Origin of the sequence: Tenacibaculum sp. SDUM215027, assembly GCF_050566205.1 — a bacterium.
Taxonomy (GTDB): domain Bacteria; phylum Bacteroidota; class Bacteroidia; order Flavobacteriales; family Flavobacteriaceae; genus Polaribacter.
The window spans coordinates 1-25,579 of record NZ_JBNXUE010000006.1 but is presented as its reverse complement, the minus strand read 5'-3'; the positions used below and the strand labels follow the sequence as shown (position 1 = coordinate 25,579).

At 31.6% G+C, this 25,579-nt stretch carries 22 protein-coding genes; 13 read left to right on the top strand and 9 right to left on the bottom strand.

The window, feature by feature from the left end; translation table 11 throughout:
• The first annotated feature begins 149 nt into the window (after window positions 1–149).
• The gene (locus tag ACQYZ7_RS13435; RefSeq protein WP_430730241.1) at window positions 150–821 is read left to right on the top strand and encodes a TrmH family RNA methyltransferase; all 672 of its coding nucleotides are present in this window, start codon (window positions 150–152) and stop codon (window positions 819–821) included.
• Between the two features lie 320 nt (window positions 822–1,141).
• Window positions 1,142–1,570: a hypothetical protein gene (locus tag ACQYZ7_RS13430; RefSeq protein WP_430730240.1), complete on the top strand. Its 429-nt coding sequence runs from the start codon at window positions 1,142–1,144 to the stop codon at window positions 1,568–1,570.
• 191 nt (window positions 1,571–1,761) lie between these two features.
• On the opposite strand, the gene ACQYZ7_RS13425 is transcribed toward ACQYZ7_RS13430, so the two are convergent.
• Complete coding sequence (locus tag ACQYZ7_RS13425; protein WP_430730239.1) at window positions 1,762–4,083, bottom strand: DNA topoisomerase 3; 2,322 nt, start codon at window positions 4,081–4,083, stop codon at window positions 1,762–1,764.
• Window positions 4,084–4,263: 180 nt separating this feature from the next.
• Between ACQYZ7_RS13425 and ACQYZ7_RS13420 the strand changes: the two genes are divergently transcribed.
• Window positions 4,264–5,085, top strand: a complete 822-nt coding sequence (locus ACQYZ7_RS13420; protein WP_430730238.1) for a copper resistance protein NlpE — start codon at window positions 4,264–4,266, stop codon at window positions 5,083–5,085.
• 726 nt (window positions 5,086–5,811) lie between these two features.
• Here the strand turns inward: ACQYZ7_RS13420 and ACQYZ7_RS13415 are convergent.
• The 3 genes from ACQYZ7_RS13415 to ACQYZ7_RS13405 form a co-directional block, all read right to left on the bottom strand.
• Window positions 5,812–6,750 (bottom strand): hypothetical protein, encoded by a 939-nt coding sequence (locus ACQYZ7_RS13415; protein WP_430730237.1) that lies wholly within the window; start codon window positions 6,748–6,750, stop codon window positions 5,812–5,814.
• Between the two features lie 181 nt (window positions 6,751–6,931).
• On the bottom strand, window positions 6,932–7,366 hold the full coding sequence (locus tag ACQYZ7_RS13410; RefSeq protein ID WP_430730236.1) for a hypothetical protein: 435 nt from the start codon (window positions 7,364–7,366) through the stop codon (window positions 6,932–6,934).
• A gap of 262 nt (window positions 7,367–7,628) precedes the next feature.
• Window positions 7,629–8,471, bottom strand: a complete 843-nt coding sequence (locus ACQYZ7_RS13405) for a DUF2911 domain-containing protein (RefSeq protein WP_430730235.1) — start codon at window positions 8,469–8,471, stop codon at window positions 7,629–7,631.
• Window positions 8,472–8,592: 121 nt separating this feature from the next.
• Between ACQYZ7_RS13405 and ACQYZ7_RS13400 the strand changes: the two genes are divergently transcribed.
• From ACQYZ7_RS13400 to ACQYZ7_RS13390, 3 genes are read left to right on the top strand one after another with little or no spacing between them, the layout of a single operon-like run.
• On the top strand, window positions 8,593–9,096 hold the full coding sequence (locus ACQYZ7_RS13400; protein ID WP_430730234.1) for a DinB family protein: 504 nt from the start codon (window positions 8,593–8,595) through the stop codon (window positions 9,094–9,096).
• A 1-nt stretch (window position 9,097) separates the two neighbouring features.
• Window positions 9,098–9,763, top strand: coding sequence for an MIP/aquaporin family protein (locus tag ACQYZ7_RS13395; RefSeq protein ID WP_430730233.1), 666 nt, complete (start codon window positions 9,098–9,100; stop codon window positions 9,761–9,763).
• The gene (locus ACQYZ7_RS13390) at window positions 9,750–10,508 is read left to right on the top strand and encodes an NAD(P)-binding domain-containing protein (protein ID WP_430730232.1); all 759 of its coding nucleotides are present in this window, start codon (window positions 9,750–9,752) and stop codon (window positions 10,506–10,508) included. Before ACQYZ7_RS13395 ends, ACQYZ7_RS13390 begins: the two co-directional genes overlap by 14 nt.
• Here ACQYZ7_RS13390 and gldG read toward each other — a convergent pair.
• From gldG to ACQYZ7_RS13365, 5 genes are read right to left on the bottom strand one after another with little or no spacing between them, the layout of a single operon-like run.
• Window positions 10,505–12,145 carry a gliding motility-associated ABC transporter substrate-binding protein GldG gene (gene gldG, locus ACQYZ7_RS13385; protein ID WP_430730231.1) on the bottom strand — a complete coding sequence of 547 codons (1,641 nt, stop codon included), beginning with the start codon at window positions 12,143–12,145 and terminating at the stop codon, window positions 10,505–10,507. The genes ACQYZ7_RS13390 and gldG overlap by 4 nt on opposite strands.
• Window positions 12,138–12,857, bottom strand: a complete 720-nt coding sequence (gene gldF, locus ACQYZ7_RS13380; RefSeq protein ID WP_430730230.1) for a gliding motility-associated ABC transporter permease subunit GldF — start codon at window positions 12,855–12,857, stop codon at window positions 12,138–12,140. The genes gldG and gldF overlap by 8 nt, the downstream gene beginning before the upstream one ends.
• 6 nt (window positions 12,858–12,863) lie before the next feature.
• Window positions 12,864–13,391, bottom strand: a complete 528-nt coding sequence (locus ACQYZ7_RS13375; RefSeq protein ID WP_430730229.1) for a GNAT family N-acetyltransferase — start codon at window positions 13,389–13,391, stop codon at window positions 12,864–12,866.
• Complete coding sequence (locus ACQYZ7_RS13370; RefSeq protein WP_430730228.1) at window positions 13,391–13,687, bottom strand: putative quinol monooxygenase; 297 nt, start codon at window positions 13,685–13,687, stop codon at window positions 13,391–13,393. The genes ACQYZ7_RS13375 and ACQYZ7_RS13370 overlap by 1 nt, the downstream gene beginning before the upstream one ends.
• A 4-nt stretch (window positions 13,688–13,691) precedes the next feature.
• Window positions 13,692–14,552 carry an SAM hydrolase/SAM-dependent halogenase family protein gene (locus ACQYZ7_RS13365; protein ID WP_430730227.1) on the bottom strand — a complete coding sequence of 287 codons (861 nt, stop codon included), beginning with the start codon at window positions 14,550–14,552 and terminating at the stop codon, window positions 13,692–13,694.
• 119 nt (window positions 14,553–14,671) lie between these two features.
• Here ACQYZ7_RS13365 and ACQYZ7_RS13360 point away from each other — a divergent pair, with 119 nt between their 5' ends.
• The 7 genes from ACQYZ7_RS13360 to ACQYZ7_RS13330 all read left to right on the top strand — a co-directional run bounded on the left by ACQYZ7_RS13360 (window position 14,672) and on the right by ACQYZ7_RS13330 (window position 25,353).
• On the top strand, window positions 14,672–15,625 hold the full coding sequence (locus tag ACQYZ7_RS13360; protein WP_430730226.1) for a PhoH family protein: 954 nt from the start codon (window positions 14,672–14,674) through the stop codon (window positions 15,623–15,625).
• Between the two features lie 62 nt (window positions 15,626–15,687).
• On the top strand, window positions 15,688–16,638 hold the full coding sequence (locus tag ACQYZ7_RS13355; RefSeq protein WP_430730225.1) for a phosphoribosylaminoimidazolesuccinocarboxamide synthase: 951 nt from the start codon (window positions 15,688–15,690) through the stop codon (window positions 16,636–16,638).
• Window positions 16,639–16,754: 116 nt separating this feature from the next.
• A complete protein-coding gene (locus tag ACQYZ7_RS13350; protein ID WP_430730224.1) occupies window positions 16,755–17,216 on the top strand; it encodes a (2Fe-2S)-binding protein in 462 nt (153 codons plus the stop codon).
• Window positions 17,217–17,228: 12 nt separating this feature from the next.
• Window positions 17,229–19,445: a molybdopterin cofactor-binding domain-containing protein gene (locus tag ACQYZ7_RS13345; RefSeq protein ID WP_430730223.1), complete on the top strand. Its 2,217-nt coding sequence runs from the start codon at window positions 17,229–17,231 to the stop codon at window positions 19,443–19,445.
• Between the two features lie 291 nt (window positions 19,446–19,736).
• A complete protein-coding gene (locus tag ACQYZ7_RS13340; RefSeq protein ID WP_430730222.1) occupies window positions 19,737–23,189 on the top strand; it encodes a pyruvate carboxylase in 3,453 nt (1,150 codons plus the stop codon).
• A gap of 74 nt (window positions 23,190–23,263) precedes the next feature.
• Window positions 23,264–24,517 (top strand): aminotransferase class I/II-fold pyridoxal phosphate-dependent enzyme, encoded by a 1,254-nt coding sequence (locus tag ACQYZ7_RS13335; RefSeq protein ID WP_430730221.1) that lies wholly within the window; start codon window positions 23,264–23,266, stop codon window positions 24,515–24,517.
• A 110-nt stretch (window positions 24,518–24,627) separates the two neighbouring features.
• Window positions 24,628–25,353 (top strand): DUF4294 domain-containing protein, encoded by a 726-nt coding sequence (locus ACQYZ7_RS13330; protein WP_430730220.1) that lies wholly within the window; start codon window positions 24,628–24,630, stop codon window positions 25,351–25,353.
• Window positions 25,354–25,579 lie beyond the last annotated feature (226 nt).

The window sequence follows — 25,579 nt, the reverse complement described above, 5'->3', positions numbered from 1 at the left end:
TATATAAAAATTGAAAAATTAATAATTTTAAGCCTAAGATATGAAGTATGTTATCAAAGAGCATTCTCCATTTTGTTGCAAGTTTAAGAAAATAAATACTAGGCTATCGCCCTGCGATTAAAAATAGGAAAATTTACTATGTTTGTTGTATGATTGACGAAGGATTATTAGCTTATTTAGAAGGATATATTACTGATAAAAGAAAAGAAACCTTTCATAAGGTTTTAAACGAACGAACACGTCATTTCACGGTGGTGTTAGAAGATATTTATCAGCCACACAATGCGAGTGCAGTGGTGAGAAGTTGCGATATTTTTGGAGTGCAAGATGTGTATGCAATTGAAAATAAGGTTACCAATAAAGTATCAAGACATGTAGCCAAAGGAAGCCAGAAATGGTTAGATATTCATCGTTATAAAGAAGATGGAGACAATACCAAAGCTTGTTTAGAAGACTTACGAACGAAAGGATATAAAATTATAGGCACAACGCCGCATACCGATTCTTGTATGTTATACGATTTTGATGTGACCAAAAAGTCAGCTTTTGTTTTTGGTGCTGAAAAAGATGGAATTTCGGATTATATAAAACAAGAAGCCGATGGATTTTTAAAAATCCCTATGGTTGGTTTTACCGAAAGCTTAAATATATCAGTAGCAGCAGCAATTACGCTACAAGATGTAACAACCCGTTTAAAAAGAACAAATTTAGATTGGCAGCTATCAGAAGAAGAAAAGAAGGTACTGTATTTTAAATGGATAAAAACCACCATTAAAAACCCCGAGAAATTAATAGAGCACTATTATAACGAGCTTATTTAGAAGTCAATGTATACCCCATATGGCAATCCGTATGTGTTTAAAGTAACAAAAAGAATATAACATTCATAGGTAAAGGATATCCGAAATTATACCTAATTTGATAATGGTTTTAAGGTATGTGTAATTTTTATGAATAAAAGTAATAAGTCACGGATGGTAAATTCGAGCCTCGAGTTGTATTAAAATTTGATTTGGTTGACAGGAAAGGAAGCGTTGAAATTAGTGATAAAGTACCTTTAATAAATTAATTTAATTGTATGGGAGTAAAAAAGTTAATAATAGTTGTTTTTAAGTTTTTTTTAGGGGTGAATTTATTTTTTATGTTTTTTGGAACATTTAAATTAATAAAACTAAATAGACTATATGTTCATAGAAATGAATTTAAAAAAGTTAGAGTATTGATTGATATGATGTATTTATCTTCTACAGCAAGAACAGATGGACCAGATTATGATACATATTGGGTAAAGTATAATAATCAATTACGAGACTCTTTTTTAGTAGAACATAAGTTAGGTGTTGTAGAGAAAATAATTAGAGAAAAAAATCAAAATAACGATTCCATACACATATGGCATCATCCTGTTTTAGAGGATAGTTATGCAATGCCAAATCATAAGAAATATGAAGATTCATTTGATAAAACAAACATAAGAAATCTGATAATATTATTCTTTATTGCAATAATCACCTTAATTCATTTGTTATTTAAATACTTTAAAAAAAGATGGATAAAAAAAGAGTTTTAATTTTAATTGTGTTATTAACCAGATAGTGCGGATTTACAATTGGTACGGACTTAAAGTAACAAAAATAAGAAACGTAACCATTGGATCTGTTCAAGCTTCTCGTCATTGTATTTGTAAAAAGATGGGGCTAGAAAGAGGGCAGGAGCTAGAACAAGCCATTATGGAATTGGTTGTAACTAATTTAATTAAAATTAGCTATTAGAACTTAATATTTCAAGTACTAACTCTTTGGTTAACGGTTGCCCGTTAGCCATTTTTTTTATGTTCTCGAAAGTAAACACAAAATTACAACCATTTTTATACTCAGAACATCCGTAAGCAGATTTTCCTTTTAAAATGTTTCCTTTGTTACACTTAGGGCATGTTAGGGTGTCAGAGTGAGGCTTCTCATTAGCATTTGAAATGACATTAGAATTTGTTTTTTTAGGTTCAAGTTTTAGGTTGAAATTATCATCAAAACGAACTAATCCTTCTACTTTTTTATCTTCTTGTTTGAATCCTTTTAAATTGGTAGTGCAGCCTTTATCAAGTAAACGGATTAATTGATTTTCGGATATCTTTTTATCCATAAATTCAAAGGCTAAGGTAAAATCACAACCATTTTTATAAGCAGAACAACCGTAAGCAGTACTTCCTTTTAAAAGTTGTCCTTTTTTACATTTCGGACATTCTTTACCAATGACAGTTTTCTTTTTTGAGGTTGTTTTCTTAGGTTTTTGTTTCGTTTTTTGAGCTTCGTAAGAAATTCGTTTGGTTTTAGAACTCGAACGCACTTCATATACCAAATCGTCGACCATTTTTTTCATCTGATTGATAAATGTAGCAGCATGGTATTCACCACGTTCAATTTCCTTCAAACGTTTTTCCCACAGACCAGTTAATTCAGCAGATTTTAATAATTCGTTATCAATTAGATCAATCAAGTCGATACCTGTTTGGGTAGGAATAATTAATTTTTTTTGACGCTCAATATATTTTCTTCTAAATAAAGTTTCAATAATACTAGCTCGTGTAGATGGTCGGCCAATACCATTTTCTTTCATTAATTCACGCATTTCATCATCATCTACTTGCTTTCCGGCAGTTTCCATAGCACGTAATAAACTAGCTTCAGTATAGTTTCGTGGTGGTTTGGTTTCTTTTTCTAAAAAAGAAGGTTCATGAGGACCTTTTTCTCCCTTTTCAAAAGTAGGAAGTACATCTTTCTCTTCTGTTTTTTTAGAGTCATTTCCATATTCAAAAACAGCTCGCCAACCTTTGGTAAGTATTTCTTTTCCTGAAGTTCTAAACGGCACCTTATCTGCTTCTCCTTTAACTTCAGTTTTCGAAATATCACTATCAGGGTAAAACACGGCAATAAATCGCTTTACAATAATATCATATACTTGTTGCTGATTGTATTGTAAGTTTATTTCTATTCCTGTAGGAATAATAGCATGGTGATCGGTAACTTTTTTATCGTTAAAAACCTTACTAGATTTACGTATTTTCTTTCCTAATAGAGGTTGAGTTAAAGAAGCATACTGCTTTAGTCCTTTTAAAATATTCGGAACTTTTGGATATACATCGTTCGGTAAAAAAGTAGTATCTACTCTGGGGTAGGTAACTACTTTCATTTCATATAATTTCTGAACAATTTTTAATGTTTCATCAGCAGAAAACCCGAATTTATTGTTGCAGTATACCTGTAAGCCTGTTAAATCAAACAGTTTCGGAGCATATTCCTTTCCTTTTTTCTTGGTAACTGAGGTAATTTCAAAATCACTTTCTTTTACTTTATCCGCAAAAGCTTGTCCATCTTCTTTTTTTAGAAAACGACCTTCTTCACAACTAAACAGTGTTTCACGATATTGAGTTTGTAATTCCCAATAAGGTTCAGGTTTAAAATTCTGAATCTCTTTGTAACGTTCAACCAACATGGCTAGGGTAGGAGTTTGCACTCTACCGATAGATAATACTTGTTTGTAACCACCAAACTTTACGGTATACAATCGGGTAGCATTTAAACCGAGTAACCAGTCGCCAATGGCACGAGAAAATCCCGCATAATATAAATTGTTGTAATCGTCGCTGTCTTTTAGGTTTTCAAAACCTTCTTTAATAGCTTCTTCGGTTAAGGAAGAAATCCATAATCGTTGGATTTTACCTTTGTAATTTGCTTGATTAATTACCCAACGCTGAATGAGTTCTCCTTCTTGCCCAGCATCCCCACAGTTGATAACCACATCGGCTTTATCAAATAAGGATTTTACAATTTTGAACTGTTTTTGAATTCCGCTATCACCCGTAACCTTTGTATCGAAACGTTCGGGAAGCATGGGTAAGTTATTCAAATCCCAACTTTTCCAGTGTGGTTTGTAGTCTTTGGGCTCTAAAAGTGTGCATAAATGACCAAACGTATAGGTAACTGCGTAACCATTCCCTTCGAAATATCCATCTCGTTTGGTATTGGCTCCTAAGATATTAGCAATCTCTCTAGCTACACTTGGTTTTTCGGCGATGCAAACTTTCATGAAAGTAATTTAGAAGGTCGAAATTACTAAATTATTTGTAAAAACTAAGACCTGTTTTAAAAAGAAAGGGAGTTAAATTCTATTGGTATAATATTTGTTAACTTGCGAATAAACGTCGTATTTATATTAAAAATAGAGTTAAGTATGGTGTTATGAATATTAAACTAAATTATGAAAAAAATGAGAATATTTAAATTTTTAGGAACGTTATTGCTTGTTACTTCTGTATTTGTAGGGTGTAACTTAAATAGTAAGAAATCAAAGGATACTAAAGGAGAAACTACTAAAACCAATAAAGCTGTAGCAGTAACTTATAAAGTTGCTTCAAGATATTTTATTAAAAATAATGTAGAAGAACTTCCGAGTAAAATAGATAGTAGAGAAGAGTTTGAGAAATATTTTGGAGCGGCAGCAGTTATGGGGAAAAACGGAATGCCAACTTCTATCGATTTTGAGAAAGAATATGTAATAGCAGTTACTGTTGATGCTAGTAATAAATCAACTGAGCTTCAGCCAGTATCACTTACGAAAGAAGGAGAGAAAATTAATTTTGACTTTTCAGTTATAGAAGGGAGTGAAACTAGTTATACTACGCGTCCTTCATTAGTAATAATTGTATCCAAAGAAATGGATGGTAATGTAACTACAAATCCAATTAAAGCAATGAGCGATGGTCATAATGCAAAAAACTCGTTAGATTGGGAAGGTGAATACGAAGGAACATTGCCGTGTGCAGACTGTGAAGGGATTAAGACAACTATTTTGCTAAAAAATAACGAAACTTATACAATGATAATAACATACTTAGGAGAGGAAGAAGGAAGAGAAATTACAGAAGGGAATTTTGAATGGGACACAGCTGGTACAGTAATTACACTAATAAATGATGATGAAGAGCCTTACAAGTTGAAAGTTGTTGAAGGAGCTATTCAGAAATTAGATATTAAAGGAAAGGAAATAACAGGCGAATTAGCTAAATTGTATTTTTTACAAAAAAAATAGATTGAGATTATATAAAATATAAGAAAAGCGCTCGTTATTGTCGAGCGTTTTTTGTGAGAAAAATATAAAAATAAGGATAATGATGGTAAAGTTATTTTAAATTGTTTACAAACTTTGACTTCCTAAACTTAAAGAAAAAGAATGTCAGAATACTTAAAAAAGGAATAAATATCGAACTGTATTCTTTTATGCTCTCCGAAAAATCACCTATATATATTATTGAAATTACAGTTATTATTGAAGGAAATAAGAAAAATGAAGTAAATGAATAAAAAGTATTTTCTCTTACTCTCTTATTTAAATTAAAAAAAATAGGAATAAGCCCTATTGTCATAAAAATAATAAGCCCAATCCCCATTCCATATACTATTCCTGACATATCGCAACGCATCCTGTTGTGATTCAACGGTCTCATTGATTGTATAATAAAAAGTAAAACAGTTGTTATTATACAACTAAAACTAAAAATTAAACTTAATATTTTTGATAAGTGTTTTACCATAATTAATTAAAGGTGAAAAGGTTTTGTAATATATAACAGGTTTAAAATCAGTGAACTTTTTGAAAATATCTATATCCTAGAAGGAGATTTTAGAAAGATTAATAGTTAGCATTTTTAAAACCGTTTTCTGGAAATTCTTCACTAGAATATTCTGTTGAGTTATAATACGTAGATAATTCATTTCCTCTTTCCTAATTTACATTCATATATGTTTTTCTGAATAATTATTTATCTTTTATAATATTTGTAGATAGTTCTTCAAAAGTTAATAAAAACCCTATTTCACAAGGAGTCATAGCGTGTGGATATAAAGGTGTGATTATAACTCCTTTTTTTGTTAGAACCCAAGAGTAATATTTCCACTGTTCTTTGTAAGCGAAATATTCACATTCAATATCTAAACCTGAATCGTATTTCTTTTTTAATAATTGATAGTGATCCAAGTTAGGGTAAATATCAGTTAACTTATTTAATACTATATTGTTTTTAAGGTCAAAATTGTAGCCTGATGTGTTATGGTTTGGGTGGGCTCCGCCACAATAAATAGAAGAGAATTCACTAAAACTGAGGTATAGGTCAGAGATCAATTCTATTTCTATGTTTACATCTGCCCAGCTACATTCTAACCCAATTATAGCATAATTTGTATGGATAGAGTCTAGTTTAGAGTTTATAAACTTACGTTGAGATTTTGTAAAACCATTACCTAATCTAAAAAGTACTTTTTTTGAGTGTTTTTCTGTAAACCAAACCAGTTTCTTTTTATTATAGGTTGATACACTATCTCTAATAAAAGTTATTTTTTCTAGTTTAAAGTCATCAATCTTTTTTTCTGTTTTTGTTAAGTTTACACTTAGTAGAGTATTACCGTTTTGCCAAGTTCCGAATAATTTATCACCTTTTATAGATAAGCGGAATAGCTCTTTTTTATCTTTTTCCTCACTATGTTTTTCAAAAAGTATTAACTCTGATTCGTTGTAATTACCATCTAAAGAAATGTTTTTTAATTGAGATTGATAAAAGTAAAATGCAGTAGCTCGATTATCTTTATAATCTATATCTAGTTCTAAAAATATTTGATACTCTCCAAGTGTTCCTCTATAAGTTTGGGACTGTGCGTTTAATGAATAAATAATTAAAAGGATTGAAAAAACTCTTCTCATTCTAATGTAATTTAGTTTTTAAATGTATCCAAAATTTTAATTGTATTAGTTAAGGCTTAAAGTAGGATTAATATTTATGATTTAGCAAAAAGTTCTTCTTCTAATATAGCTTAGAGGAGTAGTTCTTTTTTTTATACCTTTTAAGGTGTTGATTTTTAGGGTTTTTGTGTTAATAGATGCGTTAAGCATTATCTTTTATTTTTTTCAATTTAACCCCTCTTCCTCCATAAAAATATACTGCTAACAAGTTAAATTCTTGTTCCATTAATTCTATTTTTACTCCGTATCTCTTAGCAGATTCCTTTAATTTTTTGTTTAGTTTAGAGTTGAGATTCATTGCTATTATTGCAAGAATAATAAGACAGAAAACAAGTATTCCTATAATGGACAGTTCTATAACTTTTATAGTTTCATAGGTTTTGTAATTAAAGGATTTCCCTGCTAAAAAAACATTGTGTATTAAAAATAATATAGGAAAAATAACTAGCCCAATTTTAGCATATCCCTCAAAATTAGAAGATGTACAATACATTTTTAAATGTTCAGATAACAATTCATCAGGTATTTTTTGAATAATCTCTAGTTCTATTTCCTTTGTGTTTTCTGTATTTTGCATAGTTTGTTTTAGTTTTAGATAATTAGTGTTTTTATAGAATTTTACTTGTAAATAGTTACTAATTCACTATATGTAATAAAGTTTCTTTTACCCGATAAAACGAAGAGGATAAGGAAACCTATTAATTAAAGTTTATTAAAAAGATGTATCAAAAAAATTCATAGCATTTAAAATTTTTAAGAACCGCTAAAATACAACAATTATAAAAACATAAAACTCGCCAATTGGCGAGTTTTATATCTAAAAGTTTAGCAGAAAAAAATTACTTCATTTCAGCAATAAACTCTTTATTCATTTTTACATAGTCAGCATTTCCTACTTTTTCAGCACCTGCTAATGAAGCTTTGGCAGCTTTAATAGCACCTTTTTTATCACCAGCTTTAGCTAAGATTAACGATTGTTGACGTAAGTACCAAAAACGAGGTTGGTCTTTAGTCATGTCTACGGCTTTATTAATCCAATTTTTTGCTTTGTTAATGTCTTTTCCTTCTTGTAAATAATACACAGCAGAAGAAAAATAATCGTTAGCAGAAGGCCCGCTCATTACTTGTGCTATACTTTTTTCTACGGCTTTGTCAGTAGGAGTATTAAACTTTACACCTACGTAAGCATTTTCCCATAAAATCCCTAACACAGCAGAATCGTTTGTTAAATTGTCAACAGACATAGTAAACGTTTCAATTTTCATTGGCATAGCTTCAACTTTAGCAGTAGTAGATACAGCTACTTTAGAGTCATCCCATTTTTGAGGAGTTCCCCAGTTATTAGCATCAGAATAAAAAATTACTTCCCAAGAATCTTTTCCTGGTTTAGTATATAAAGCGTATGTTCCCTTTTTTAAGGTTTTTCCATCAACGGTTACATCATCGCTAAAAGTAACTGTAGTGTTTTTATTAGCACCTGTTCTCCATACTTTCCCGAAAGGAACTAAATTTCCAAAAATAGTTCTTCCTTTCATACTAGGACGAGAATATTCAACCGATACGTCAGTCAAACCTACAGTTTGTTCTAACTTAGCAGCTGGACTTGGGGCTGGGGTCTTTAATTGTGCACTGATATTTGTTGATATAGCAACAACAAACAAGCTTAAAAGTATTTTTTTCATGTTGATTGATTTGTTTTTAAATTAGTTTTGTTAAAATTACAAGGAATTCCTCGGATTAATGTTAACAAAAACTTAAAATACAGAAGTATTGTTTTAATAGATATTTGCAATCAAAGTAAGGATGAAAAAAAATAAAGTGTATAGAGATAATGGAGCAATTGGTGCTTTGTTAGATGAATATGAAAAATCAATAAGGGAGTTTAAAGAGTTAATTAAAGATGTTAACTCAAAAGAATTGATTCAAATAGTTGATAATGATACGGAAGATGAAGATTGTAAGTCAATTCAAACAATAATAACGCATGTAGTTAGGGCAGGATATGCCTATGTAATTGAAATAAGAAAATGGCTAGGAGAAAGTATAGTGTATAAAGAAAAAGAGAAGCTAAGTTCTATTTCAGAATATAATGATGCACTTGATAAAATGTTTGCTTATAAAGAACAACTCTTTTATGATTACCCCAATATAAAGCTAGAAGAACTAGAACCAGATAAAAAAATACATGTAAAGTGGGGACAGAGATATGATGTAGAACAATTGTTTGAACATGCTATTGTACACATACTAAGACATCGAAGACAAATAGAATTATTCAAAGAAACATTAGTAGATAGAAACTCATAAAATGAAAAGATATATATCTGAAAGTATAGGAACCTTTGCCTTAATTTTCTGCGGAACAGGGGCAATGACTGTAAATGAAGTAACTAATGGCGCAGATTTAACGCATACAGGAGTAGCAATTACTTGGGGGTTGATAGTTATGGCAATGATTTATGCCTTTGGAGAAATTTCTGGTGCACATTTTAACCCAGCGGTGACTATTGCTTTTGCCTATGCTAAAAAGTTCTCATGGAAAGAAGTACCTAAGTATATAATAGCTCAATTATTGGGAGCTTTATTAGCAAGCGTAATGCTTTGGGTGCTATTTCCTACAAGTGAGTTTTATGGAGCAACATTGCCGTCGGTAGTACCTTGGAGAGCTTTTATATTAGAACTATTATTAACCTTTTTTTTAATGTTAACTATTATTAATGTTTCTTCAGGAAGTAAAGAAGTAGGAGTAATGGCAGGAATAGCTATTGGAGGTGTAGTTTTATTAGAAGCTATGTTTGCAGGACCTATTACCAAAGCTTCTATGAATCCCGCTCGTTCTATAGCGCCAGCAATAGTTTCTGGTCATTTAGAGCATTTATGGCTGTATATACTTGCTCCGATTATAGGAGCTTTATTAGCCGTGGTTTCTTGTAAATTAGTAAAAGAAGATAATTGTTGTGATGAAAAATGTTAGTATTTTAGGTTGTGGATGGCTAGGAAAAGAATTGGCAGTAGACTTTATAAAGAAAGGTTATAAAGTAAAAGGGTCAACAACATCAAAAGAGAAACTAGAGGAATTAGAGTCAGTTGATATTATTCCTTATTTAGTTGATATTTCGGGGAGAAATATTCAACAAGAATTTTTAGACGCTGATGTATTGATAATTGCGATAACTTCTAAAGAAGTAGAAAACTTTAAATGGTTGATAGCTTCAATAGAAAAGTCAAACATAACTAAAATTATCTTTATTAGTTCTACCTCGGTGTATCCTAGTTTAAATAAGGAAATGACAGAAGAAGATGAAACTGTAGATTCTCCGCTAGTAGAAATAGAAAACCTATTTAGAAATAATAATAAGTTTCAAACAACGATCATTCGTTTTGCTGGGTTATTTGGAGGGGAAAGGCAACCAGGAAATTGGTTTGTTAATAGAAAAATACCACATCCAAAAGGCTATGTAAATATGATACATAGAGAAGATTGCATTGCTATCATAGAACAAATTATAGTGCAAAATGTTTTTGATGAAGTTTTTAACGCTTGCTCAAATCATCACCCAACAAGAGAGGAGTTTTATATTAATGCCAGAAAAAGTATTGGAAAATCAATTCCTGAATTTGACAACTCAAAACCATTAGTTTACAAAATAATTAATAGCGAAAAACTTCAAAAAAAATTGAATTATAAACTCATATATGACAATTTACTAAGTATTTAAGAGTACTTCTTTTTTCTCCAATAATTAAAGCCTAAACCAAACAGCGCTAACAATACTAATGGAATACCAATATTGATAAATTGCCAAAAACGTTTCTCTGCAAAAGCACGTTGTTTGTCTAATAAATTAATTTGAATCGATTTATTACGCAGTTGAATCAATCCAGAATCATCTAATAAATAATCAATTGCATTGATTAAAAACTCCTTGTTACCAAACTGTTCACCTGTCCATTTATCCAATGATAAATCGTGAGGCTTTCCTTTTAAAACTTGATTACTGCCCACATCGCCATCAGCAATTACAATCATTTTATTATTAGTGCTCTCAGCTTTAAAATCAGAAGTCTCAAAAGGTTTTATTCTGTTTTTATATGCAGAAGGAATAGCTCCTTCTAATAACACGGCTAATAATTGTGGTCCTGAAGAAAATTCACTTTCTTTAGGTTCTTTCGCAATACTTTGTAACTCAATAAAATTAGGAGTTCCTGTTTTTTTGGTAAGTACAGAAGTTACTAATAATGGAATCTTTTTTAAGTTTCCTTTCAAAGTATCTATTTGAGTGGTAAAACGAAAACGAACTGGCGCTACATTTTTAGTAATCGGGTGGTTAGGATTTCCATTAACTAATGGATGATAAAACCAGTTTAAGTGTTGAAACTGTGTTTGGTTTCCTACATTTCCTGTGGCTAGTGGAATTTTAGCAGAGTATAAGTCTTGAATTAATTTGTTATTTACACGAACTTGATAGCCAAACAATAAATCAGTTAAATTTAAATCACGAGGAAATGCTAACATTTTTCCTTCATTGTACAAACTATCAGTATCAGCATAGTTATTATCTAGCATCCATAAACTTTTACCACCGTTTGATATAAACTGATCAACGGTAAATTTTTCTTCCTCAGTAAAACGTTCAGTAGGTTTTGCTATAATTGCTAAATCATAGTTGCGTAAATCTTTCAAGGTTTTTTGCGGATTATTAGCAACACTATCTAATGTAAACTTAGCTAAACGATATTTTTTACCAATTTCACTTAACAAACTATATTGATAAATATCTTGCAACTCACCATTACCAGCTAATACCGCTATTTTTTGTCTTTCTTTTAAAGTAACATTATGTAGTGCATTAGCAAAAGAATACTCTAATTTTTCAACAGCATTTTGTAGCTGAGCTTCTTGAGTCTTAGCAATTGAGTTAGGGAGTAAAGAAATTAATTCTACTTTTTTACCATAAGTAATTTCTGCCCAAGGAAAAATAATAGCTTCAGATAACTTTCCATCTTCCTCTACAGTTAACTGGCTAGGCATCATTCCTCTTTTTACCAAACGTTCACGAATATTATCAGGATTGATAAATCGGAAACGAATATTAGAGTTTTTAGCTTGTAATTCTTCTAAAAACTGACGTGTTTCTATTTGTAAACGCTTAAATTCCGCAGGAAAATCACCTTCTAAGAATACATGAATTGTTAGTGGGGCATCAATTTTATCAATAAGACTTTCACTTACTTTCGATAAGGTATATCGTTTATCTTGTGTTAAATCAAAACGTTTGTATATAGAGTTAGCCACATAGTTAAGAACTAACAGCCCAATAAGAGCCAATGCGATGTGTTGTAATTTCTTATTCATTTTTTAACTGTTGTTTAGTGATGAATAAAAAGAAGAACGTAACACTAATAAAGTAAATAAGGTCACGTGTATCTACTACACCGCGGCTAATACTTTTAAAGTGTTCGTTAATACCGAATTGTTGTAAGGTATATCCTGAGTTTCCTAAAGAAGATCCGACAGCATCAAACCCGTAGAATAAAGCAAAAGTGATAAATACACTTACAATAAATGCTACAATTTGATTTTTTGACAACGTAGAGGTAAACAATCCCACAGCAGTATAAGTTGAAGCTAAAAATAATAAACCTAAATACGAACCAATAGTGCTACCTACATCTAAATTTCCAATGGGACTTCCTAATTGATATACAGTATAAGCATAGGTTAACGTAGGCAATAACGCTATTATAACTAGTAAAAGTGCAGCAAAAAATTTACCTAAAACAATTTGCCAGTCGGTAAGTGGTTTAGTTTTTAAAATTTCAATGGTTCCACTGTTAAATTCATCTGCAAAACTTTTCATGGTAATTGCAGGAATTAGGAATAAAAATAACCACGGAGCTAAATAAAAGAAGCTGTTTAAATCAGCAAAACCAGCATTTAAAATGTTGAAGTTATCTTTAAATACCCATAAAAATAATCCGTTTACGAGTAAAAATACCCCAATAACCAAATAGGCTATGGGAGAAGCAAAAAATGAATTGAATTCTTTTTTTAGTAGTGGAAACATATAATACTATTGTTCGTTTTTAAGAAGTCCAAAAATAACATTATTCTCGAAGTCGCTATCTTTTTTATTGAGACGTAATTGAAAGTTAAACTTTTTTAACAAATTAATTGAGTCTTTATTGTGTTTATGAGTATAAGCTTCTATTTCATTTAAGTTAAGAGAATTGAAACCGAATAGAATAACTTTTTCTAAAGCTTCACTCATAAAACCTTTTCCGTGAGTATCAGGATGTAATTCATAGCCTATTTCAGTATAAGAAAAATTATCATTAAAATGACGTAAGCCAATCGAACCTATTATTTCTTTGTTATATTCTATTACCCAGTAGATACCTTCATTTTTAAGTACTAACTTATCAATTAGTTTTATAAAACCTTCTACTTCGGAAATATCTTCAGGAACTTTTCTATCAATAAATTTATTAACTACAGAGTTAGACCTAATTTTAAAAATAGCTTCTTTATCACTATCAATAAGTTTTCTTAAAACAAGACGTTGTGTGTGTAAAATAGGAAAAGGACTGAATAAATTCATTAAGGTAACGATTCAACTTTATCTACACTCCAAGCTAATGGTTTATCATTAAATAAGACTTTGGTTTGTGCCCAAACACCTTTAAATAAATCAGAATTTCTGTAATTTTCTAAATCTAGCTCAGTATCCCAATAACTATAAGTAAAAAAAATATCTGGATTTGTTTTGTCTCTGTACAATTCTAATAAACGACAACCAGGTGAATTTCGTATAAATTCTTTTTTAGTATTGAAGTTGTTTAAAAACTCTTCAATTTTTTCTGGCTGAAAGCTCATTTTTACAATTCGTACAAACATATATTTAATTTAGAGGTGTAAATTCTGGTTTAATAGGGTTCTCAAATTCAACAGTAATGGTATCACGATATTCTAAACCAAGTAGGGTAGAAGCTCCACCAACAGTTTCTAAATTACTTCGATAAATAGCAATTTCTAAAAAACCAGCAGAATTAAAAATAGCTAACTTTTCACCATCGTATTGTCTTTTATCGGTAACCGAATAATTCACAATTTCATTATATCTATTATAAATTTTAGAAAAAGTATAACGTCTTGCAGTTACTTTATAATCACGACCTTTACCTATAGTATTAAATTGCTTTTTACTAATATTGGTAATAACATTTCCGTAGTTATCAATATAAATAACTCCACCAGAAATAATGGTCTGTTGTTCGTTTATCTTTGGTTTAATTTCAACAATCTTTTTATAAGTTTCAATCTCCCTACCAATAACACTCAAGCTACCACCACGAGCAATATGAGAAGCTACTTGTACAAAAACATCTAACACAGGAAAACTACTCTCAATACGATCATGAATATTAATTTCAACAATTTTAGTTGGATTAATTTCAGAAGCAATCATAGAAATTAATCCATTGTCAGGACAAATAAAATAATGATTGTCCAATTCTAAAGCAATATGCTTATTATCCACACTTAATTCTGAGTCTACACCAATTACATGTATCGTTTTATCAGGAAAACTTTTGTAAGCATTTTTTAAAATATAAGCAGTTTCTGTAATATTAAAAGGAGAAATTTCATGCGTAATATCAACAATTTTTGCATCAGGTAACTCAGAATAAATAGCTCCTTTTACAGCACCTACAAAGTGGTCTTTCGTTCCAAAATCAGTAGTTAATGTAATAAGAGACATTAATTTAAGTGTTTGTTAATTAATTTGTGAAAAATTATGCTGAAATTTTAAACAAAACTACGTAATTCAAGAAAAATAATCATTATTTTTAGTGTGAATAATATTAAAACTTTTATCATTTGAACGAACGCGTAATTGAATTAACAGAAATCAACCCAAACGATTTTTTTGGAGCTCAAAACAGCACTATTACTCAGTTAAAAACATTCTTTCCTAAAATAAAAATAGTAGCTAGGGGAAATAAACTTAAGATTTTTGGTGAACCTGAATTGTTAAATGAATTTGAAAAGCGGTTAGAGATGCTTATCAAATATTTTAATAGGTATAATAAGTTAGATGAAAATAGTATTGAACGTATATTAACATCAACTGGTAAGGAGGAAGAGATTCGCAAATCAGGAAACGCAAAAGATGTTTTGGTTCATGGTGTTAGTGGAAAGCTAATTAAGGCGCAAACTGCGAATCAGCGCAAAATGGTAGAGTTAATGCAAAAGAATGATATGCTATTTGCTGTAGGTCCTGCAGGTACTGGTAAAACATATACAGCAGTAGCTTTAGCTGTAAAAGCATTAAAAGAAAAAGAAGTTAGACGAATCATTTTAACAAGACCTGCAGTAGAATCAGGCGAAAATTTAGGATTTCTTCCAGGAGATTTAAAAGAAAAGTTAGATCCGTACATGCAACCATTATATGACGCATTGCGTGACATGATACCTCATGAAAAATTAGAATCACATTTAGAAAAAGGAGTCATACAAATAGCACCCCTAGCGTTTATGCGTGGTCGTACTTTAGATAATGCTTTTGTGATTTTAGATGAAGCGCAAAACACAACGCATTCACAAATGAAGATGTTTTTAACACGTATGGGAATGCATGCTAAGTTTATCATAACTGGAGACCCAGGGCAGATAGATTTACCAAGAAGACAAGTGTCAGGGTTAAAAGAATCGTTATTAGCATTAAAAGATATTGACGGAATTTCACAAGTGTATTTAGACGATAAAGATGTAATTCGTCATCGATTGGTTAAGAAAATTATTACAGCTTATAAAAGTATTGAAACGGAGTAGTTTTTAGTTGTCAGTATTTAGTGATTAGTTTACTTTTGTGCGACACAACACAACAACATACAATGAATACAATTAACGAAACAAACTTCCAGTTTTCAGGACAAAAAGAAGTTTATAAAGGAAAAGTAAGAGAAGTTTACAATATCAATGACGATTTATTGGTAATGATTGCTTCGGATAGACTTTCTGCTTTCGATGTAGTTTTACCCCGCCAAATACCTTTTAAAGGACAAATTTTAAATCAAATTGCTACCAAAATGATGAATGATACTTCTGATATCGTTCCGAATTGGTTGCTAGCTAACCCAGATGAAAATGTAGCAGTAGGTCATTTATGTGAACCTTTTAAAGTAGAAATGGTAATCCGTGGGTATTTATCAGGGCACGCAGCTCGTGAATATGCAGCAGGAAAAAGAACACTTTGTGGGGTAGCCATGCCAGAAGGAATGAAAGAAAATGATAAGTTCCCTGAGCCAATCATTACACCTTCAACTAAAGCAGATAATGGAGAGCACGATGAAGACATTTCTCGTGAAGATATTTTAGCCAATCAAATTGTTTCTGAAGAAGATTACTTAGTCTTAGAAGATTATACTAGGAAGTTATTTCAAAGAGGAACTGAACTAGCAGCAAAAAGAGGACTGATTTTAGTAGATACTAAATACGAATTCGGAAAAACCAAAGACGGTAAAATTGTTTTGATTGATGAAATCCATACACCAGATTCTTCTCGTTATTTCTATGCTGAAGGATATGCAGAGCGCCAAGAAAAAGGAGAGAATCAAAAGCAATTATCAAAAGAGTTTGTACGCCAATGGTTAATTGAAAATGGTTTTCAAGGAAAAGAGGGGCAAGAAATCCCAGAAATGTCTGATGAAAAAGTTATTGAAATCTCAAATAGATATATTGAGCTATACGAGCAAATAACAGGAGAGAACTTTATAAAGGCAAATACCGAAAACGTACTCGAGAGAATAGAGAAAAACGTAAGTACGTTTTTAGAAAATGAATAATAAAAAGAGAGGCTAGAGCCTCTCTTTTTATTTAAAATAATCTTAAAAGAACTTCATTAACAAACAGGCATTTATATTTTTTGTAACTTACACGAGACAAACAAAAATTAGCCAAAATGCCAAATTATACATTAAAAATTAACGAAAAATCGGTGTCCTTTAAGGCAGATGCTGATACACCATTGTTGTGGGTTTTACGAGATGAACTCAATATGGTAGGAACTAAATTCGGTTGTGGAATAGCACAATGCGGAGCCTGTACTGTTCATGTAGATGGAACAGCAATGAGAAGTTGTCAATTACAAGTTTCTATGTTGGATGGTGAAGAAATAACAACTATTGAAGGGTTATCAACCGAAGGAGATCATCCATTACAAGAAGCTTGGAAAGAAGTAGATGTTCCGCAATGTGGATATTGTCAAGCAGGTCAAATTATGACAGCTGCTTCCTTTTTAAAAGAAAACCCAAGTCCTTCTAAAGAAGAGATAAGAGAAGCAATGCAAGGTAATATTTGTCGTTGTGCTGCATATAATAGAATAGAAAAAGCGGTTTCATTGGCTGCAGATAAAATGTCTTAAAATTTTTCAATCATGAGTACACAAGAAAAAAACTTTACGTTTAGTAGAAGAAACTTTTTAAGAACTTCTGCATTAGCCAGTGGTGGTATTATGATTGGGTTTAATTTATTTACTGCTTGTAAACCTAATGTAACACCATCTGTAGATGTAGAAAACCTAAACTTCAATGATTTTAACGCATTCATAAAAATATCCGATGAAGGCTATGTAACTATTTACTCTCCAAATCCAGAGATAGGTCAAGGAGTAAAAACTTCAATGCCGATGATTATTGCAGAAGAACTAGATGTTGAATGGGAAAAAGTACATGTTGCACAAGCACCTTTAGATACCAAAAACTATAAACGACAGTTAGCAGGAGGTAGTCAATCAATTCGTCATGGCTGGACGGCACTTAGAGAAACAGGGGCAACTACAAAACAAATGTTAATTAATGCGGCAGCAGTAAAATGGGGAGTAGATGCAACTACTTGTTCAGCTTCAAAAGGAATTATTACAAATGCAAAAGGTGAAATGTTAGGTTATGGTGAAGTAGTAAAAGAAGCCGCTAGCTTAGAGATACCAGAAAACGTTACTTTAAAAAAGCCTTCTGAGTTCTCTATTATAGGTAAGAATGCTAAGAATGTCGATTTAGAAAAAATTGTAACAGGAGAACCTTTATTCGGTTTAGACTATAAAGAAGAAGGTATGTTGTACGCATCTGTAGTAAGACCTCCTTCTTTTGGGCAAGAATTAGATTCTTTTGATGCAACAGAAGCAAAGAAAATAACAGGAGTAATAGATGTTATAACAATAGGAGAGAAGGCAAGAAGTTTTATTGAGTCAGGAAAAACTAATTGGACGTTTAAGTTAACAAAAACAGATAAAGTAGTTGTATTGGCTGAAAATACTTGGGCAGCAATCAAAGGAGCAAGAGCAATTAAAACTGTATGGAAAGATAGCTCTGAGTTAGAAGATACCAAATTGCATGATGAAAAGTTAACAAAATTGTTAGAAGCAAATAATTTAGATGTTAGAAGAGAAGATGGAGATGTGAAAAAAGCTTTTACAGAAGCCGATAAAGTTATTGAACGTACCTACCATTCACCATTTTTGCCTCATAATTGTATGGAGCCAATGAACTTTTTTGCAAATGTAACATCAGAAAAGATACATTTAATTGGTCCTGTTCAAACTCCAGAATATGCAGCAATGGTTGCAGCAGAAATGTTAGGACGTAACTTGGAGGAAGTTCATGTAGAAATGACTCGAATGGGAGGAGGTTTCGGAAGAAGATTATATGGAGACTTTGTATATGAAGCGTTGGAAATATCTGATAAAATACAAAAACCAGTAAAAATGGTTTCAACGAGAGAAGACGATGTAACTAGTGGAACATATAGGCCAGCAATCAAATATAGAATCGCAGCATCAATAAAAGATGGAAAAATATCTGGATATCATTTAAAAGAAGCAGCTATTAATGATAATATGTACGGATTAATCCCGAATTTCTTTCCAGCAGGCTGTATTCCAAACTATAAAGTATCTACAGCAAATTATAAAAGTAATATAAGTACAGGAGCATGGAGAGCACCTTACACAAACTTCTTAGCCTATGCAGAGCAAAGTTTTTTTGATGAATTGGCGCAAGAATTAGAGATAGATACGGTGCAATTACGTTTAGAATTGTTAGAAAATGTAAAAGCTACTGAAGATAAAAGAATAGAGTACTCAGGTAAACGAATGCAAGACACTATAAAGTTAGCTGCAGAAAAAGGAGGCTGGGGAAAAGCCAAAGAAGGAGTTTTTCAAGGTTTTTCAGCTTATTACAGTCATAATACCCATGTAGCTGAAGTTGCAGAGGTAGAGCTAAAAGAAGGAGTTCCTGTGGTAACAAAAGTAGTTGTAGCAGCAGATTGCGGTATTGTGGTAAACCCAACAGGAGCTATAAATCAAATTGAAGGAGGAGTTATTGATGGTATCGGACATGCAATGTATGGAAACCTAACCTTTGAAGATGGTGCGCCGTCAAGTAGAAATTTTAATAATTATAGACTTATAAGAATGAACGAAACTCCTAAAGTTGAAGTTCATTTTGTAGAAAATGAACTATCGCCTACAGGTTTAGGAGAACCTGGTTTACCACCAGCAGGTGGGGCAGTTGCCAATGCAATACACAAGGCTTTAGGTAAAAGATTATATAAACAACCTTTTATAGAAGAATTAAAATCAAATATTTTATCTTAAAAAGAGAAACAAATTAGAAAAAAGATGCTTGAATAAGCATCTTTTTTGTTTTTGGTATAGATACTGTCTTTATAAATAAAGTTCCCTTAAAATATTTTGTAGAAATGATAATTTTTCAATAGAAAAATGATAAAAAGGTTTTTTATTATACTTATTTTGATAATCTGTTAAATTAATGGTTTTTTATAACTAAAAACCCCATTTAGTTTATAAAAATGTAAAATGTAAGCTAAATTTGGAAGGAGATTAATTAGATAGTAACAAAAACACATTAACAACAAACGCAACACAATGAAAATACAAAAAGTACTGGTAGCAAATAGAGGAGAAATAGCTATTAGAGTATTTAGAGCCTGTGTAGAAATAGGAATTAAAACAGTGGGGATATATACTTATGAAGATAGATACTCTTTACATAGGTATAAAGCAGATGAATGTTATCAAATAGGAGAAGATAATGAGCCACTTAAACCTTATTTAGATATTGATGCCATTATTAAAGTAGCTCTTAATAATAATGTAGATGCTATTCACCCAGGGTATGGTTTTCTTTCTGAGAATGCTGAGTTTGCTAAAAAATGTGAAGAAAATGGTATTATTTTCATTGGACCTAAAGTATCAGTGCTAAAAGCACTGGGAGATAAAATTACAGCAAAAGAAGTAGCGGTTGCTAACAATGTACCTATCATACAAAGTAGTCAAAATAATTTAGATACTGTTAAAGTAGCGCTGTCTGAAGCCTCAAGAATAGGATATCCTGTAATGTTAAAAGCAGCTTCTGGAGGAGGAGGTAGAGGAATGCGAGTTATTCGAAAAGAAGAAGAGTTAATCAAAGCTTTTCCAGAAGCAAAAAGAGAATCTTTAAATGCTTTTGGAGATGATACTGTTTTTTTAGAAAAATATGTTGAAAACCCTAAGCATATTGAAATCCAAATAGTAGCAGATGCACATGGTAACATTGTTCATTTATATGAAAGAGATTGTTCGGTACAACGAAGATATCAAAAGGTAGTAGAAATAGCACCTTCTTTAGGCTTGCCAGAAGAAATAAAGAATAAGTTATACACCTATGCAATTAATATTTGTAAGGCAGTAAATTATAACAACATAGGAACTGTTGAGTTTTTAGTAGACGATGATGATGCTATATACTTTATCGAAGTAAACCCGCGAATTCAAGTAGAACATACAGTTACTGAAATGGTAACGAATATAGACTTAGTAAAAACGCAACTTTTTATTGCAGGAGGATATAAGTTAGAAGACAAACAAATAAAAATACCAAGTCAAGAATCAGTTACTGTTACTGGGCATGCATTACAGTGTAGAGTAACTACGGAAGACCCTGCAAATGATTTTAAACCAGATTACGGAACAGTAACTACTTACAGAAGTGCTTCTGGGTTTGGTATTCGATTAGATGCAGGAAGTATATATCAAGGAGTAAAAATTTCACCTTTTTTCGATTCTATGTTGGTGAAAGTTTCAGCAAGAAGTAGAACCTTTGATGGAGCTTGTAGAAAAATGCTAAGAGCATTAGCTGAATTTAGAGTACGTGGAGTAAAAACGAATATAGCTTTTCTAGAAAACATACTTCGTCATCAAACATTTAGAGACGGAAAGGTGACCGTAAACTTCATAAAGAATGAGCCAAAATTATTTGAATTTAAAGAACCTAAAAATAGAGCGAATAAATTAATCAACTTTTTAGGAGAAGTAGTTGTAAATGGAAATCCAGATGTAAAAAAAATAAATTCAAACCATCAATTTACACAACCTAAAGTACCAAAATTCCCAGTTTTAGAAAATTATACTAAAGGAACAAAAGATAAATTAACTGAATTAGGTCCAGAAAAATTTGCAGCATGGTTAAAAAATGAAAAGAAAGTACATTTTACTGATACTACCATGCGAGATGCCCACCAAAGTTTGTTGGCAACACGTATGCGTACAGTAGATATGTTAAAAGTAGCTGAAGGATATGCAAAAAACCATCCTGAAATTTTTAGTATGGAAGTTTGGGGGGGAGCAACCTTTGATGTGTGTCTTCGCTTTTTACAAGAAAATCCTTGGGAACGTTTAGCATTATTACGCAAAGCAATGCCAAATGTGTTATTACAAATGCTAATAAGAGGTTCTAATGGAGTTGGATATACTGCATATCCTGATAATTTAATTGAAAAATTTGTAGAAAAATCTTGGGAAACAGGAGTAGATGTTTTTAGAATTTTTGATTCTTTAAACTGGATGCAATCTCTTGAGCCTTGTATAAAACATGTACGAAATAAAACCAATGGTTTGGCAGAAGCATCTATATGTTATACAGGAGATATCTTAAACCCAAACAAAACAAAATACGATTTAAAATACTACCTACAATTAGCAAAAGATATCGAAAATGCAGGAGCACATATTTTAGGAGTAAAAGATATGGCAGGGTTATTAAAGCCACAAGCAGCTTATGAATTAATATCTTCCCTTAAATCAGAAATTAACATACCAATTCATTTACACACACACGACACATCTTCGGTTCAATCGGCTACTTACCTCAAAGCAATCGAAGCAGGAGTAGATGTTGTAGACGTAGCTTTAGGCGGATTGTCAGGATTAACATCACAACCAAACTTTAACTCAATGGTTGAAATGTTACGTTTTAATGAAAGAGAAAACAAAATTAACACAGAAAAGTTAGCCGAATATTCGAACTATTGGGAAGCAGTTAGAAGCTATTACTACCCATTTGAATCAGGATTAAAGTCTGGAACAGGAGAAGTATATGAGCATGAAATTCCCGGAGGTCAATATTCAAACTTAAAAGGGCAAGCGATAGCACTAGGTTTAGAAAATAAATTTACTGAAGTAACTAAAATGTACGGAGAGGTAAACCAACTATTTGGAGATATAGTGAAGGTAACCCCAAGCTCAAAGGTGGTTGGAGATATGGCTCAGTATATGATAAGTAATAACCTAAGAGTAAAAGATGTGATGGAAAAAGGAGAAACAATCTCTTTTCCTCAGTCTGTAATTAGTTTTTTCAGAGGAGATTTAGGACAGCCAGTAGGAGGTTTTCCTGAAAAACTTCAAAAAATTATATTAAAAAATGAAAAACCATATACAGACAGGCCAAATGCACATTTAGCCCCAATTAACTTCGAAAAAGAATTTGAAGAGTTTAAAAAACAATTTAAAAAAGGAATGGGGCGTCCATTAGAAATTACTGATTTCTTGTCATATAAATTATATCCTAAAGTTTTTACCGATGCTTATAACAATCACTTAAAACATGGAAACCTAATGAATATCCCTACTAAAAACTTCTTGTTTGGAATGGAAGTAGGTGAGGAAATAATGGTGGATATTGAAGAAGGAAAACGAGTGTTAATTTCTCTAATGCAAAAAAGTGAACCTGATGAAGACGGAAATGTAAACGTCTTCTTTAAGATTAACGGGCAAATGAGAAATGTTTTAATAAAAGACAATTCTATAAAAGTAGATAAAGTAGAAAATATAAAAGCAGAAGCAGATAACGAAAAAGAAATAGGAGCACCCTTACAAGGACTATTATCATCAGTATTAGTGAAGAATGGAGAAAAAGTTAAAGAAAATCAGCCTTTATTTATTATAGAAGCGATGAAAATGGAAACGACCGTTACAGCTGTAAGTTCTGGAGCAATAAAAAAAGTACAATTAGAAGCAGGTGTACTAGTGGATACTAGCGATTTAGTAATAAAACTGAAGTAAGAGAAGAGCAAGTAGTTTTGATTTACTCCTAAAAAAGCACTATTTTCGCAACCTACTAAAAATCAAAAATAATAATGGTTAAAGATTTATTTGAGAGAATTAAAGGAGATAAAGGACCTTTAGGAAAATGGGCAGATAAGGCAGAAGGGTACTATGTATTTCCTAAATTAGAAGGGCCAATTTCTAACCGTATGTCTTTCAATGGAAAAAAAGTAATAACTTGGAGTATAAATGATTATCTAGGATTAGCAAATCATCCAGAAGTATTAAAAGTTGATGGAGAATCTGCAGCAACTGATGGTATGGCGTATCCTATGGGAGCTCGTATGATGTCAGGACACACAAAATACCACGAGCAACTAGAACGTGAGTGTGCTGATTTTGTAGGTAAAGAAGCTTCATACTTGGTAAACTTCGGATATCAAGGTATGGTATCAGCTATCGATGCTCTAGTAAGTAAAGACGATATCATTGTGTATGATATGGATACACACGCATGTATTATTGATGGAGTTCGCTTACATGCAGGTAAACGTTTTGTTTATCGTCACAACGATATAGAAAGTTGCGAAAAAAATTTACAAAGAGCAACTAAAATGGCAGAGAAAACTGGAGGAGGAATCTTGTTAGTGTCTGAAGGAGTTTTCGGTATGCGTGGAGAACAAGGACGTTTAGCAGAAATAGTAGCTTTAAAAGAAAAATACAATTTTCGATTATTAGTAGACGATGCACACGGATTTGGAACATTAGGAGAAGGAGGGAGAGGAACAGGATTTGAGCAAGGAGTGCAAGATGGTATTGATGTATATTTTGCAACATTCGCTAAATCTATGGCTGGTATTGGAGCATTCTTTGCAGGAGATAAAGATGTGGTTCAGTTTTTACAGTACAATATGCGTTCGCAAATGTTTGCTAAATCATTGCCTATGCCAATGGTAAAAGGAGCATTAAAACGTTTAGATATGATTCGTACCATGCCTGAATTAAAAGAAAATCTTTGGAAAATAACTAATGCATTACAATCAGGTTTACGCGAAGCAGGGTTTGATTTAGGAACAACACAAACATGTATTACGCCAGTATACTTAAAAGGAGAAATTCCAGAAGCAATGGCAATGGTAAACGATTTACGAGAAAACCATGGAGTGTTCTGTTCAATTGTTGTGTATCCAGTAATACCAAAAGGATTAATAATATTAAGGTTAATTCCAACAGCACGCCATACGATTGAAGATGTAAACGAGACAATTGTAGCATTTTCAGCAATCCGTGAAAAATTAGAGAACGGGACTTACAAACAAGTAGCAGCCTCGATAATGGCAGAATAACAAGTAATTGTTTAAAAAATAAATAAAAACTCATGAAATACTTCATGAGTTTTTTTGTTTTAAAAAGAGAAATGATACATTTGGAATCCTTTTTGCTTATCAAAAATCAAATGAAAAAACTACTATACTTATATTTATTACTATTTGGCACAATATTAAATGCGCAAATTAAAGATACATTACCAAACTTTAATGATGAATATATATTGATAAGAGAAGGAGATAGTTTAATGATAGAGCTAAATGAAGTAACAGTACTTCCAAAACATAAGTTCAAAGAGAAAAAAGATATATTATATTATTACTGGCTTCGTAAAAAAGTATTCAAAGCATATCCTTATGCAATTTTAGCAGCAAAAAGAGTAGACAGTGTAAATTCAAGATTAGCCAGAGTTAAATCAAAAAATAAAAAAAGAAAATACATAAAAAGAATCCAGAAATATCTTGAAGAAGAATTAACAGCGCCTTTAAAGAAGTTAACAAGAACAGAAGGGAGGATTCTATTAAAGTTAATTCATCGTCAAACAGGAAAAACAGCTTTTGATAACGTAAAAGAACTAAGAAGTGGTTGGAAAGCCTTTTGGTACAATACGACTGCAAACTTATTTAAGCTGTCATTAAAGTCAGAGTACAAACCAGAGACAGAAAACGAGGATTATTTGGTAGAGGATATATTGCAGCGCGCATATATTGATGAGAAGTTAGAATACCAAGAACCTAAATTGTTAAAGAATTACTTAGTTATAGTCTCAAAAAGTAGAGGATATGTTGACGTATCAGAGTATAAAGAGATGTTTTCGAAGATGCGCAAGAAGCGAAAACGTAAGAAAAAGTAATTAATTTAGGTTTTAGAGGGTCTAATTATAGTCTATATATATGGTAGATGTATAATAAAATTTTTCTATTGATAATGGATTTCACAGGTAAAAGAGTTAAAAAGAAGGAGAAGAAGGAGGGAGGTATAAGAAACTTTCATGTCTAAATAGTTAGATAATAGTGAGTTAAAAAAGGTGTAAAAAAAAAGGCAAAAAAAGTAGTTGTTGAGTGGGAAAAGGTATCTAT

Bases quoted from the DNA above. Each gene is read 5' to 3' on its own strand.
- ACQYZ7_RS13435 (WP_430730241.1), top strand. From the start codon at position 150: ATGATTGACGAAGGATTATTAGCTTATTTAGAAGGATATATTACTGAT.
- ACQYZ7_RS13430 (WP_430730240.1), top strand. From the start codon at position 1,142: ATGTTTTTTGGAACATTTAAATTAATAAAACTAAATAGACTATATGTT.
- ACQYZ7_RS13425 (WP_430730239.1), bottom strand. From the start codon at position 4,083: ATGAAAGTTTGCATCGCCGAAAAACCAAGTGTAGCTAGAGAGATTGCT.
- ACQYZ7_RS13420 (WP_430730238.1), top strand. From the start codon at position 4,264: ATGAGAATATTTAAATTTTTAGGAACGTTATTGCTTGTTACTTCTGTA.
- ACQYZ7_RS13415 (WP_430730237.1), bottom strand. From the start codon at position 6,750: ATGAGAAGAGTTTTTTCAATCCTTTTAATTATTTATTCATTAAACGCA.
- ACQYZ7_RS13410 (WP_430730236.1), bottom strand. From the start codon at position 7,366: ATGCAAAATACAGAAAACACAAAGGAAATAGAACTAGAGATTATTCAA.
- ACQYZ7_RS13405 (WP_430730235.1), bottom strand. From the start codon at position 8,471: ATGAAAAAAATACTTTTAAGCTTGTTTGTTGTTGCTATATCAACAAAT.
- ACQYZ7_RS13400 (WP_430730234.1), top strand. From the start codon at position 8,593: ATGAAAAAAAATAAAGTGTATAGAGATAATGGAGCAATTGGTGCTTTG.
- ACQYZ7_RS13395 (WP_430730233.1), top strand. From the start codon at position 9,098: ATGAAAAGATATATATCTGAAAGTATAGGAACCTTTGCCTTAATTTTC.
- ACQYZ7_RS13390 (WP_430730232.1), top strand. From the start codon at position 9,750: ATGAAAAATGTTAGTATTTTAGGTTGTGGATGGCTAGGAAAAGAATTG.
- gldG (WP_430730231.1), bottom strand. From the start codon at position 12,145: ATGAATAAGAAATTACAACACATCGCATTGGCTCTTATTGGGCTGTTA.
- gldF (WP_430730230.1), bottom strand. From the start codon at position 12,857: ATGTTTCCACTACTAAAAAAAGAATTCAATTCATTTTTTGCTTCTCCC.
- ACQYZ7_RS13375 (WP_430730229.1), bottom strand. From the start codon at position 13,391: ATGAATTTATTCAGTCCTTTTCCTATTTTACACACACAACGTCTTGTT.
- ACQYZ7_RS13370 (WP_430730228.1), bottom strand. From the start codon at position 13,687: ATGTTTGTACGAATTGTAAAAATGAGCTTTCAGCCAGAAAAAATTGAA.
- ACQYZ7_RS13365 (WP_430730227.1), bottom strand. From the start codon at position 14,552: ATGTCTCTTATTACATTAACTACTGATTTTGGAACGAAAGACCACTTT.
- ACQYZ7_RS13355 (WP_430730225.1), top strand. From the start codon at position 15,688: ATGAATACAATTAACGAAACAAACTTCCAGTTTTCAGGACAAAAAGAA.
- ACQYZ7_RS13350 (WP_430730224.1), top strand. From the start codon at position 16,755: ATGCCAAATTATACATTAAAAATTAACGAAAAATCGGTGTCCTTTAAG.
- ACQYZ7_RS13345 (WP_430730223.1), top strand. From the start codon at position 17,229: ATGAGTACACAAGAAAAAAACTTTACGTTTAGTAGAAGAAACTTTTTA.
- ACQYZ7_RS13340 (WP_430730222.1), top strand. From the start codon at position 19,737: ATGAAAATACAAAAAGTACTGGTAGCAAATAGAGGAGAAATAGCTATT.
- ACQYZ7_RS13335 (WP_430730221.1), top strand. From the start codon at position 23,264: ATGGTTAAAGATTTATTTGAGAGAATTAAAGGAGATAAAGGACCTTTA.
- ACQYZ7_RS13330 (WP_430730220.1), top strand. From the start codon at position 24,628: ATGAAAAAACTACTATACTTATATTTATTACTATTTGGCACAATATTA.